Origin of the sequence: Streptomyces sp. NPDC007162 (assembly GCF_040634175.1) — a bacterium.
GTDB lineage: Bacteria > Actinomycetota > Actinomycetes > Streptomycetales > Streptomycetaceae > Streptomyces.
On the sequence record NZ_JBEYFC010000270.1, the window covers coordinates 1 to 11783 of the forward strand.

At 73.7% G+C, this 11783-nt stretch carries 7 protein-coding genes and 1 pseudogene; 1 reads left to right on the forward strand and 7 read right to left on the reverse strand.

Going from position 1 to position 11783, the window contains the following annotated elements; translation table 11 throughout:
- Positions 1-46: 46 nt before the first annotated feature.
- The 7 genes and pseudogenes from ABZ646_RS27570 to leuC form a co-directional block, all read right to left on the reverse strand.
- Positions 47-1297 (reverse strand): class I SAM-dependent methyltransferase, encoded by a 1251-nt coding sequence (locus ABZ646_RS27570; protein ID WP_360524276.1) that lies wholly within the window; start codon positions 1295-1297, stop codon positions 47-49.
- The gene (locus tag ABZ646_RS27575) at positions 1281-5306 is read right to left on the reverse strand and encodes an amino acid adenylation domain-containing protein (RefSeq protein WP_360524279.1); all 4026 of its coding nucleotides are present in this window, start codon (positions 5304-5306) and stop codon (positions 1281-1283) included. Before ABZ646_RS27575 ends, ABZ646_RS27570 begins: the two co-directional genes overlap by 17 nt.
- Positions 5303-6571 carry a Zn-dependent hydrolase gene (locus ABZ646_RS27580; RefSeq protein ID WP_360524282.1) on the reverse strand — a complete coding sequence of 423 codons (1269 nt, stop codon included), beginning with the start codon at positions 6569-6571 and terminating at the stop codon, positions 5303-5305. Before ABZ646_RS27580 ends, ABZ646_RS27575 begins: the two co-directional genes overlap by 4 nt.
- A complete protein-coding gene (locus tag ABZ646_RS27585; RefSeq protein WP_360524285.1) occupies positions 6568-7677 on the reverse strand; it encodes a branched-chain amino acid aminotransferase in 1110 nt (369 codons plus the stop codon). Before ABZ646_RS27585 ends, ABZ646_RS27580 begins: the two co-directional genes overlap by 4 nt.
- Positions 7678-7766: 89 nt before the next feature.
- Positions 7767-8120 (reverse strand): nuclear transport factor 2 family protein, encoded by a 354-nt coding sequence (locus ABZ646_RS27590; RefSeq protein WP_360524294.1) that lies wholly within the window; start codon positions 8118-8120, stop codon positions 7767-7769.
- Between the two features lie 84 nt (positions 8121-8204).
- Positions 8205-8816, reverse strand: a pseudogene (leuD, locus tag ABZ646_RS27595) (3-isopropylmalate dehydratase small subunit); the annotation flags it as partial.
- Between the two features lie 129 nt (positions 8817-8945).
- Positions 8946-10343 carry a 3-isopropylmalate dehydratase large subunit gene (gene leuC / locus ABZ646_RS27600; protein ID WP_360524288.1) on the reverse strand — a complete coding sequence of 466 codons (1398 nt, stop codon included), beginning with the start codon at positions 10341-10343 and terminating at the stop codon, positions 8946-8948.
- A 240-nt stretch (positions 10344-10583) separates the two neighbouring features.
- Between leuC and ABZ646_RS27605 the strand changes: the two genes are divergently transcribed.
- Positions 10584-11579, forward strand: a complete 996-nt coding sequence (locus tag ABZ646_RS27605) for a TauD/TfdA family dioxygenase (protein WP_360524291.1) — start codon at positions 10584-10586, stop codon at positions 11577-11579.
- Positions 11580-11783 lie beyond the last annotated feature (204 nt).

Consider the following 11783-nt stretch of genomic DNA (forward strand, 5'->3'; position numbering starts at 1 on the left):
GTCGGTGTGGGCCCACCCCCTTACCCTTCCTCCCGTCCGCGGGCGCCTACGCCCCCGACGGGGCTGACACGGCCCGCAGGTGCGGGAACGACGGGGTGGTGAGCCGGATGCGCAGGTCGCGCAGTTCGTCGCGGTCCGGCACTCCGCCGCGGTCGGTGAGCAGCTCACGGACCGTGCGTTCGCCGTCCGCCACGTCCGGCAGCCACGGCACGACCGGCGCGGGGCCGGCGACCAGTGGCTGGGGGGCGTCCAGCGGCTGGTAGCCGCCCGCGCGTCCCATCACCCACACCCGCTCGCTCGTCGTCACGGGGACGAACGCGGTGTCCAGGAACGCCTCGTCGCGGTCCGACTCGCGCAGGGCGGGCCACGGGTTGTCCGTGCGGCGCAGGTAGAACCACAGCAGCGGACTTCGGTCGACGCTCAGCGCCTGGGTGACCTGCCAGCGCTCCACCTCGGTCAACCTGTCGGTCTGGCGCCTGAGTTGTGCGTCGCCGCAGGGCACCCGCCAGTCGTACAGGTCGAGGCCGGTGGCGAGCGGGCTGGCGCAGGGTGCCTCCAGGGCGAGCCCGGCCGTGCCTGCCGTCTCGTGCAGGGTACGGACGGTGAAGTTGCGCTCGCAGGGGTTGAGCCAGCTGTCCGCGAACTGCTCCTCCGGCTCCCCGAGGTCGGCGCGCAGTTGGCGGGTGAGTTCGCTGTCGCGGGTGAGGGAGCCGGCGACGCGGCGGGCGAACCAGAGGTCCTGTTCGCGTCCGAGCAGCCGCATCGCCTCCTGGAACGCGGTGATCTCGCGCCGGTGGTAGGCGTTGTAGACCATGAGTTCCAGGACGCCGGTCGGTTTCAGGGCGGCGGCGAGGCGGGCGAGGAGCATCCCGGGGTCGGGGTGGTGGTGGATCACCCCGGTGCACACGACGTAGTCGAACTCCGCCCGGTACGGTGCGTCGCTTATGCCCTCCTCGCGCAGGGTCAGGTTGGTCGCGCCGATCTGGTCGCGTGCGGTGCGGCACAGGTCCAGGGAGTCCGTGGAGACGTCGCTGCCGACGACCTCGGCGGCGGGGAAGCGCAGGGCGACGATCAGCGCCTGGTTGACGCCGCAGCCGGGCACCCACACGCGGGCGCCACGCGGGAGACGCCGGTGGGTGAAGTCACCCAACTCCTGCGCGAGCAGGGCGGGATGGAGAGACGGGTCGTCGGGTGCGGTGAGACGGGTGGCGTGCCAGGGGTAGGGGAACTCGGAGTAGAACTCGCCGATGATCTGTTCGGCGTCCGTGCCGGCGGCCCTGTCAGCGTGCGTGGTCATCGCGTGCCTTCCCTCCCCGGGCGATCAGTTCCCGCAGCGCCGCCGCCGAGGAGGCCGCGGCGGGCAGTTGCATCATTCCCAGGTGGTCGCCGCCCACCTGGATGTGCTTGACCGGTCCCCCGGCGTGCTCCTGCCACTGCGCCACGAGGAGGATCTGGTCGTCGCCGTCCTTCTCCTGGGAGGTCAGGACGGTCATCGGGCCGTCGTAGAAGCCGACTTCGTAACCGCCGAGCGTTTCGAGCTGGCGCTGCCAGATGAGCAGCACGTCCTGGGGGAAGAGGGAGTAGTCGCGGCAGGTGGCGGGGTCGATGCCCATGGCCTGGAACAGGTCGCCGCGCAGCACCGCCTGGAACTCCGCCTCCCGCTCCTCGTCGTCGGCCAGACCCAGCCTGGTCCGGATACGGCGCAGTTGGCGTACATAGCCGCGCCAGCGGGTGTTCTCGTGCGGGGTGGAAGGGTCGAGCAGCACCAGGTGGGCGACGTCCCCGCCGAGCGCGCGGAGCTGCCGGGCGGTCTCGAACGCGGTGACCCCGCCCGCCGACCAGCCGACCACGTTGACCGCACCGGACACGGTGTCGTGGATCTCCGCGGCGTAGCGGGCGGCGGTGTCCTCCAGGCGGTCGTCGCCGTCGGGGTCCTCGCCGCGCAGTGCCCCGAGGGTGAGCCCGTACAGCGGGCCCTCGCCGCACAGGATCTCGACGATGTGGCGGTAGCAGAAGACCGTGCCGCCCAAGGGGTGGACGAACACCGTGGGCACGCCGTCGCCGTCGGGGGCGAGCGGCGCCAGGCTGCGGCCGCCGCCGGACGGCTGCGCGGTCTCGCCGAGCGCGGCGGCGATCCCGGCGACCGTCGGGTCCTGGAGGAAGCGGGCGAAGGTGAGCTGGGCGCCGAGCAGGCCGCGCAGGCGGGCGACCACGGTCAGGACGAGCAGGGAGTTGCCGCCGAGGCCGAAGAAGTTGTCGTCCGGGCCGAACGCGTCGGGGGCGAGGCCCAGGACCTCTGCCCACGCCCGGGTGACGGCTTCCTCGGCGGGCGTGCGCGGGCCCCGGGGCGCGCCGGTGGCCCCGCCGCCCCACTCGGGCTCGGGCAGGGCCGCCCGGTCGACCTTGCCGTTGGCGTTGAGCGGAATCGCTGCGAGCTCCAGGATCCGGGCGGGCACGAGATGCGCGGGCAGGGTGCGGGCGAGTTCGGCGCGCAGGGCGGCGGCGTCGAAGGCACTGCCCGGCTCCGGCACGACGTGCGCGACCAGGGCAGAAGCGCCGGCGGGCGTGTCGGCGGTGACCACGAGGGTCTGGCGGACGCCGGGGGCCGCGACGAGGGCGGCCTCGACCTCGCCCGGTTCGACCCGGTAACCGTTGATCTTGACCTGGTGGTCTGACCTGCCGAGGAACTCCGCCTGCCCGTCGGGCAGCCAGCGGCCGAGGTCGCCGGTGCGGTAGAGCCGTGCGCCGGGCGGGCCGTACGGGTCGTCGACGAACCGCTCGGCCGTGGCAGCGGGCCGGTTCGCGTAGCCGCGGGCGACGCAGGCCCCGCCGATGTGGATCTCGCCGACGACACCGGGTGGCACGGGTGCGCCGTCGCCGTCCAGGACGTAGAGCGTCGTGTTGGGGATGGGCCGTCCGATGGGCAGGGTGGCCGGTGCGTCGGCCTCGCGCGCTCCCAGGGCGGCGGGGGGCGGTATCTCGTACGCGCTGTTGGCCACGGTCGCCTCGGTCGGTCCGTACTCGTTGAGCAGCGGTATGTCGGGGGCGAGCGCGCGCCAGGCGGCGAGGGCCGCGGGCGGGAACGCGTCGGCGCCGACGACGAGCAGCCGGGCCAGGCCGCGGGCCTGCGCGGGGGTGAGCTGGGCGGTGAGCAGTTCCAGATGGCCCGGGGTCAGCTTGATGAAGCTGTAGGGGGCTCCGCCCGCGAGGACCTCGCCGAGGCGGTCCGGCGGCAGACCGTCCGGGGCCAGGGCGACGGACTGGCCGGTGAGCAGGGGGGTGTACAGGTCGGGCACCACCATGTCGAAGGCCATGGAGGAGAAGAGCGGGGCCCCGCCGTCGCCCTCGGCCGCGTACCGGCTCACGCACCAGGCGAGGAAGTTGGCGAGCCCGCGGTGCTCCACGAGCACGCCCTTGGGCCTGCCGGTCGAGCCGGAGGTGTGGATGACGTACGCGAGCGCGCCGGCGTCCGGCCCCCCGGGCAGGTCGCTCTCGGCGTGGACGGCGATGGCGGGCCATGCCTCGTCGAGCACGACCACGTCGCCGCCGAGGGCCGCGGCCCGTCCTGCCAAGGCCGACTCGGTGACGACCAGGCGCGCGTCGGTGTCCTCGACGACGAAGGCCAGCCGGGGGTCGGGGAAGGCCGGGTCGAGCGGTACGTACGCGGCGCCGGCCTTCCACACGGCGAGGCAGGCGACGACGAGGTCCGGCGAGCGGCGCAGGAGCAGCGCGACGCGGTCGTGCGCGGCCACACCCTGGTCCACCAGGTAGCGGGCCAGCCGGTTGGCCCGGCCGTTCAGCTCGCCGTACGTCAACGTTCGCGTTGCGTCGCCGAGTTCGCGTACGGCCACGGCCTCGGGGGTGCGGCGGACCTGTTCTTCGAAGAGCCGGTGCGCGCACCGGTCCTCGAACGGCGCGCTGCCTCCGTCGGCGAACCGCTCCAGCACCTCGGCGCGGCGGTGCTCCGGCATGACGGGCAGGTCGGTGAGGGGGGTGTCGGGCGTCGCGAGGGCGCGGTCGAGCAGCGCGGTGAAGCCTTCGGCCAGCGCGCGCACGCCGGTGGCGTCGCAGACGGCGGTGCGGTAGGTGAACTCGCCGGTCAGGCCCTCGGCGTCGGGCCTCAGCACGAGCATCAGGTCGGTCTTGGGCGCGTGGTCGGGGAAGGGGAACGCGGTCGCCACGCAGCCGGGCAGGCGCAGGGCGGGCGCCGTGTCGTGGTCGAGTTCGAAGAACACGTTGAACAGCGGGTTGCGCAGCCCGGAGGAGGCGGCGGTGCGCACGGTGTCCAGGACGTCCTCGAACGGCACCCGTACGTGCTCGAAGGCGTCGAGCACGGTGTCGGTCACCGTGTCCGTGGCGTCCCGGAAGGTGAGGTCCGCCCGGACGCCGGTGCGCAGGGCGACGGTGTTGAACAGGGGGCCGACGGCCTGGCGCGCTTCCTCGGTCAGCCGGGTGGACGCGGTCGTGCCGACGGTGACCTCCTCGGTGCGGCACAGCCGCGCGAGCAGGGCGGCGTACGCGGTGAGCAGGACGGCGTAGCGCGTGGTGTGCGCCTGGCGGGCGTACGCGTCGACCCGCCGGACCAGGGGCGCGGACAGCGCGAAGCGGTGTCCGGCCCCCTCGCGGTCCGTGCGACCGGGGGTACCGGTCAGGGGCAGCGCCAGGGGCTGCGCGCCGTCGAGGCGACGGCTCCAGTAGGCGAGTCCTTCGGCGTGTTCCTTCTCGGAGACCGTGGCGTGGCGGAAGTACTCGGGGGTGTCGTCGTACGGGATCGGCCGCGGGGCCGGCTGCGTCGCCGGGGACGGGCCGGCGCCGGTGCGGTTCGCATAGGCGCGGCTCCAGGCGTCGTACAGGATCTGCACGGAGTCGCCGTCGCAGACGGCGTGGTGCAGGTGGAGTGCGACGACGTGGTCCTCGGGGCCGAGGCGTACCAGCATGGCGCGCAGCAGGGGGCCGTTCTCCAGGTCGAAGGGGACGCGTGCGGCGGCGGCGACGCGGTCCCGCGCGGTGTCCTCGGCGGCAGTCGCGGGCAGGGTGCCGAGGTCGGTCTCCGCCAGCGGGGCGGCGAGGTCCGGATCGGCCACCAGGGAGAGGCCGTTGTGGCCGTAGCGTGCGAAACGGGAGCGCAGCAGGGGTTGTTCGGCGAGTACGTCGCCGAGTGCGGCGCGCAGTGCGCTCCGGTCCAGGGGTCCGGTCAGGCGTACGGCGGTGGAGACGGTGAACTCGGAGCCGATCGGGTCGAGTTGGGAGGCCAGCCACATGCCCCGCTGGATGGGGTGGGCGGGCTGCCGGGTCGCGGTGGTCATGACGTCGTTCCCTCCAGGAGGGCGCAGCCGAGCAGGACGTCGGCGCCCCGGACGAGGTCGGCGGGCGCGGTGCGTTCGTAGGGGACGTGGCTCGCGCCCTCCTCGCTGGGCACGAAGATCATGCCGGTGGGGGCGATGCGGGCCATCCACTGGGCGTCGTGTCCGGCCCCGCTGGGCAGGGTGACGCTGGACAGGCCGAGGGCGTCGGTGGCGCGGCGCACGGTGTCCCGCCGGTCCGCGTCGCAGGGGGTGGGGCTCACCCGTTGCACCTCGGCGACGTCGACGCGGGTGCCGGTGGCCCGGGCGGTCTCTTCGCCCAGGACCCGCAGCCGGTCGAGGCCGGCCTCCAGGTTGTCCTCGGACATGTCGCGCAGGTCGACGACGAGCGTGGCCCCACCCGGGACGACGTTCCACGCGCCGGGCGAGACCCGGCAGTCGCCGACGGTGGCGACCCTGACCACGCCGTCGGCGCCGGTGAGCCCGGGGACGCCGACGGTGATCCGGGCCGCGGCGAGCAGCGCGTCGTGGCGGTCGGCCATGGGGGTGGTGCCCGCGTGATTGGCCTGGCCCCGGACGGTGACCTCGGCGGTGAGGCGCCCGGAGATGCCCTCGACGATGCCGATCTCGGCGCCGGAGCCGATGAGCACCGGCCCCTGTTCTATGTGCAGTTCGAGGTAGGCGGCGACGGAGCCGGCGCTCCGGCGGACGTCGTCGACGCGCAGGCTGTCGCCTCCGGCGGCGTCCAGGACCTGGGCGAGCGAGCGGTCCTCCCCGGCGACGGGCAGTTCCAGTTCGCCGGGGGTGAGGCAGCCGGCGACGGCGCGGGAGCCGAACATGGCGGGGGTGCCGGTGGTGCCCTCCTCGTTGCTGAACGCCATCACCGTCAGCGGCCGGTCGAGCGGGGTGCCGCGTTCGTGCAGCGTGCGGGCGGCCTCGACGGCCGCGAGGACGCCGTACGCCCCGTCGTAGGCGCCGCCGCCGGGGACGGTGTCGAGGTGGGAGCCGAGCACCAGCGTCGGGGCGTCCGGGTCGCGGCCCGGGCACGTGCCGACGAGGTTGGCGGCGGCGTCCACGTGGACCGTGAGTCCGGCCTCGCGCATCAGCCCGGCCACGAACTCCTGTCCCTTGACGTCCTCGTGGGTGAAGGCGCGGCGCGTCACGCCGCCGTCGCCGGTCGCCCCGATGGCGCGCAGCCGCTCCAGGGTGTCCAGCAGCCGGGCCGCGTCGACGCGCGCCGGACTGAGCGAGGTGGTGGTCGTGGTCATCGCCGTGCCCCCGTCGTCGTGGAGTGCCGCCAGCCGTGGACGTCGGGGATCAGCCCGTGGTGGTGGGCGAGCAGCCGTTCCTTGACGGCGCTGGTGACGGGTCCCGTGGTGCCGTCTCCGACGGTCCACTCGCGGTCGCCGTCGCGGACGCGTCCGACGGCCGTGACGACGGCGGCCGTGCCGCACCCGAACGTCTCGGTGATCAGTCCCGACGCGCACCCCTCGCGCCATTCGTCCAGGGCCACGGGCTCCTCACTGACGCGGTAGCCGAGTTCGGTGGCGACGGCGATGACCGAGTCGCGGGTGATGCCGGGCAGGAAGTTGCCGTTCAGCGGGGGGGTGACGACGGTGAGGTCGTCGCCGCTGCCGCGTACGAAGAACAGGTTGGCGCTGCCCATCTCCTCCACCCAGCGGCGCTCCACCGCGTCCAGCCACACCACCTGCTGGCAGCCGGCCCGGCCGGCGGCGAGCTGGGCGGGCATGGTGGGCGCGTAGTTGCCGGGTGTCTTGGCGCTTCCCGTCCCTCCGGGGAAGGCCCGGGCGTAGTCGCGGCAGACCCACGCGGAGACGCCGTCGGGGCTGTCCCCGAAGTAGCTGCCGATCAGGAAGGAGATGACGACGACGGTGTACTCGCGGGCGGGGCGCGGCACCACGTTGGCCTCGGAGGCGAACATGTACGGCCGCAGGTACAGGCTGTACCCGGGGCGGTCCGGGACGACGTCGGTGTTCGCCTCGACGAGCCGGTCCAGGGCGTCGACGAAGAGGTCGTCGGGCAGCTCGGGCATGGCCAGGCGGCGGGCCGAGCTCCGGAAGCGGCGGGCGTGGTCGCGGGGCCGGAAGACGGCGAAGGAGCCGTCGGGCTGGCGGTGCGCCTTGAGCCCTTCGATGACGGACTGGCCGTAGTGGAGCGCGGCGGTCGCCGGTGAGACGGACAGGTTCTCGTGCGGGCCGAGCCGGGGCACGGTCCAGCCGTCGTCCTCGGTCCACCGCAGCGTCACCATGTGCGGGGTGAAGTCGCCTATCTCCGCCTTCCCGATGCCGGACTCGCCCGGCGAGGTCGCGCCGGCGGCGTGAGTGGGTGCGGGTGCGGCACTGCTGACGGTCATCTGGTGGTCCTCACGTGCTCGGTTGCTGGCAGAGGTCCTGAGGGGCGGGCGCGACGCCGGGTGCGGGGTGCGTCGACAGCGGTGGGTGATCAGAAGTTGAGGACGAACAGGAAGGAGTCGCGGCGCGTGAACAGCCCGTCCGGGCCGAACTCGAAGATCTCGGCGAACCGGTGGGCCTGCTCCCGGCCGTCGGTGAGGTGGCCGCCGAAGGCCCCGTCGACCGCCAGGGCGCCGTCGCTCAGGAGGACCCGGGAGAGCGTGTGCGTGCCGTCGGCGACGGTGCGCTCGTCGCGGTAGTACGCCTCGATGGCGTCGCGGCCGACCAGCGCGGGGCTGCCGGGCCGGTGGTAGACGGCGTCCTCGTGGAAGAGGGCCGCGAAGCCGGCGAAGTCGCCCTCGTCGATGCGGCGGTACAGGGCGTGGACGCGGTCCTCGGGTGACATGGGCGCCTCCTGGGCGGGGTGGGACCGCCGCGCACGGCGCGGACCGGCCGCCGGGAAGCGGGCCGTGGTCGTCGGGGTGGGGGCCCGGCGCGCCTCGTACGCGCGCACGTCGTCCTCGTGGTGGAGCGTGGCGCCGATGGCGTCCTGGCCGCGCAGCAGCCGGATCTGGGTGTCGGCGTCGAGCGCGAAGGGCTGGACGATTCCCGCGACGGTGACGGTGAGGTCCGCCAGGTCCACGCGGACCTCGGTGGCCGGGTCGGCGTCGACGGCCCGCCAGACGGCGTCGACGAAGCTCTGCGGCACGGTGACGGCGTACAGCCCGTTGAACCAGGCGTTGGCACGGAAGATGTCCCCGAACCGGGGGGAGAGGACCACGCGGATGCCGTGTTCGGCCAGCGCCCAGACGGCGGCCTCGCGCGAGGAGCCGGTGCCGAAGTTCTCGGCGGCGACGATCACGCTGGCACCGCGGTGGCGGGGGTCGTCGAGGACGAAGCCGGAGTCGTCGGCCCGCCGGTCGGCGAACAGGCCGTCGGCGAAGCCGGTCCGCTCGGTGTTGGTGCAGAAGCGTGCCGGGATGATCTGGTCGGTGTCCACGTCGCGTACGCGCAGCGGGACCGCGGTCCCCACGTGTACGCCGGCGGGCGGGCAGGCCGTGGGAGCGGTGGCCGGGGGCGGGGCCGGAGTCGTCGGCGTCATCGCCGTCTCCTCTCCTCGTCGGTGGGGTCCTCGGGTGGGTCGTAGGGGTGGTGGCGCGTGCGGCGACCGGAGCGGTGTGCCAACCGGCGCCGCCGTGAGGTCACGCTCCGGGCGGGCGCCGCTCGTCCGTCACAGGTCGTCGGGGCTCGCGATCCGGCCGCGTACGGCGGTGGCCGCGGCGACCGCGGGCGAGACGAGGTGGGTGCGCGATCCGGTGCCCTGGCGGCCCTCGAAGTTGCGGTTGGTGGTGGAGGCGCAGCGGGTCCCGGGGGCGAGCCGGTCCTCGCCCAGGCCGACGCACATGGAACAGCCCGGCGCGGCCCGGAAGTCGGCCCCGGCCCGGGCGAAGACCTCGTCCAGGCCCTCCGCGACCGCCTCGGCGCGCACCCGGGCCGAGCCGGGCACCACCACGGTGTCCACCCGGACCCGGCGGCCCCGCAGCACGGCGGCGGCGGCCCGCAGGTCCTCGATCCGGCTGTTGGTGCAGGAGCCGATGAAGACGGTGTCGACGGCGATGTCGCGTACGGCGGTGCCGGGGGCCAGGGCCATGTAGTCCAGGGCGCGGCGGGCGGCGGACGCCTCGGCCGCGTCGCCCAGCTCGCCGGGGTCGGGCACCCGGCCGTCCAGCGGCACGCTCTGGGCCGGGTTGGTGCCCCACGAGACGCGGGGCAGTACAGCCGCGCCGTCCAGGGTGACCTCACGGTCGAAGACCGCGTCGTCGTCCCCGGCCGGCGCGAGGCCGTCGAAGCGCCCGGCGTCGCGGGGGGCGGCCCGGCGCAGGTAGTCCCGGGTGACCTCGTCCGGTGCCACGATCCCGGCCCGTGCGCCCATCTCGACGGCCATGTTGCACAGCGTCATCCGGCCTTCCATGGACAGCGCCCGCACGGCCTCGCCGCGGAACTCCACCACGTGGCCCTGCGCGCCGGCCGAGCCGACCCGGTGGATCACCGCGAGGGCCAGGTCCTTGGCCGTGCTGCCCGCGGGCAGGGTGCCGGTCACCGTGACGGCCATGTCCTTCGGGCGGGCCAGGGCGAGGGTCTGGGTGGCCAGGACGTGCTCGACCTGGCTGGTGCCGATACCGAGAGCCAGCGCGCCGAACGCCCCCAGGGTCGTGGTGTGCGAGTCGCAGCAGACGACCGTCATCCCTGGCCGCACCAGGCCGAGTTCGGGTCCGATGACGTGCACGATGCCCTGCGAGGCACTGCCGAGCCGGTGCATCGGGATACGGAACTCCGCGCAGTTGCGGGCCATGGTCCGCCGCTGGAGCCGCCGTGCCGCGTCCGGGTCGACGTGGTCGACGGCGCGCGTGGGGGTGCTGTGGTCCTCGGTGCCCAGGGTGAGGTCCGGACGGCGTACGGTGCGGCCGGCGTCGCGCAACCCGGTGAAGGCCTGGGGAGTGTTCACCTCGTGCAGCAGGTGGAGGTCGATGTAGAGCAGGTCGTTGCCGGCCTTGGTCCGGCGCACGACGTGCTCGCGCCACACCTTCGCCGCGAGTGTCCGGGGGGACACGTCCGCGGCCGTCGTCACGGATGACACGTCTGGGGCCGTTGCCTGGGGTGACACGGCGGGCACCTCCGCATTCCTGGTGATCGTCTCGTCCGGGGCCCTCGTGGTCCCCTCGCCCGGTTGTCCGGCGTTCCGGCCCATCGAAACACCGGGGTCGAGACCCGGGAATCGACAGCCGTGATGAACTCGCTCGCCCCAGGGTGGAGTTCGCTCGGCCGCCCGACCGATGAATCGCGCGGGTCGCGGGCGCAGCATGGCGGAATGGAACCGATTCACGTACTCACCCCGGACCAGCGCGACGAACTGACCGCCGTGCTCGGCGCCGTGCCAGGGAATCCGTACCGGGACCACCGGGAATTCGTCGCGGGTGTGGCGGAGGTCGACGCCCCGCGGTTCCTCGTGGAAGTCTGCGAGCGCGTCCGGCAGGACCGGCTGACCGGCCTCAGCGAAGCCCACGTGCTGCGCAACTGCCCCGTCGACCCGCACATCCCGGACCTCGACCTCGACGACCCGGTCGCCGACAAGTACCGCAAGAAGACGACCTTCGTCGGTGAGGCGTTCCTCGCCCTGGTCGCCCGGCTCACCCGGACGCCGCTCATGGCGTACGGCAGCAGGAACAACGGGGACTTCTTCACCGACGTCATCGCGATCAACAAGTACAGCGGCATGCAGACGGGGTTCAGCGACAGCGAGCTGCCCTTCCACAACGACCGCACCGCGCACTGGGCGCGGGCCGACCACATCGCTCTGCTGGGCATGCGCTGCCCGCAGGACGAGGTCATCTACACGACGTTCGTCAGCGGGCGTGCCCTGCTGCGGTATCTGTCGGACGAGGACCAGGAGATCCTGCGGCAGCCGTACTTCACGACCTCGTTCGACGTCTTCTCCCGGGCCACCAACAGCACTCAGCGGTCTTCGGGCGCGCACCCGATCCTGGAGGGCGACCACTCGATCCGCTACCTGGAGACGACGACGACCGTGCTGCCCGACGCCCCCGGCGAGGCCAAGGACGCGCTGCTGGCCATGAAGAACGCCCTGGTCGTCGCCGAGAAGCAGCGTCATCGCCTGTGCGACGGGGACCTGTTGCTCTTCGCCAACCAGGACGGGCTGCACAGCCGGGACCGCATCGAGATCCTGGACGCGGACCGGGCCGCCACACGCTGGCTGCTGAAGACGTACGCGTTCCGCGACCAGGCGAGGGCCGACTCGTTCACGGGCCGCTGGAAGGACGGGGTGCCGGGGCTCATAGACGACTGACACGCCGGCCCGCCCCGCGCGGGACCCCGGGCGGCTCGTCGCCGACGACGGGCCGCCCACGCACGCGCCCGCGCCCGCGCACCAAGGTGTACGAAGAGTCGCTCGGCACGACGAGGGCGGTGGGGGGGGGGCCCGGGGGGGGGGGGGCCCCCCCCCACATCTACTTCACACCACATTAAAAAAAACACAAAAAAAAAAATAAAG

Excerpts from the sequence above, each read along its gene's own strand:
- ABZ646_RS27570 (WP_360524276.1), bottom strand. The coding sequence starts at position 1,297 with ATGACCACGCACGCTGACAGGGCCGCCGGCACGGACGCCGAACAGATC.
- ABZ646_RS27575 (WP_360524279.1), bottom strand. The coding sequence starts at position 5,306 with ATGACCACCGCGACCCGGCAGCCCGCCCACCCCATCCAGCGGGGCATG.
- ABZ646_RS27580 (WP_360524282.1), bottom strand. The coding sequence starts at position 6,571 with ATGACCACGACCACCACCTCGCTCAGTCCGGCGCGCGTCGACGCGGCC.
- ABZ646_RS27585 (WP_360524285.1), bottom strand. The coding sequence starts at position 7,677 with ATGACCGTCAGCAGTGCCGCACCCGCACCCACTCACGCCGCCGGCGCG.
- ABZ646_RS27590 (WP_360524294.1), bottom strand. The coding sequence starts at position 8,120 with ATGTCACCCGAGGACCGCGTCCACGCCCTGTACCGCCGCATCGACGAG.
- ABZ646_RS27605 (WP_360524291.1), top strand. The coding sequence starts at position 10,584 with ATGGAACCGATTCACGTACTCACCCCGGACCAGCGCGACGAACTGACC.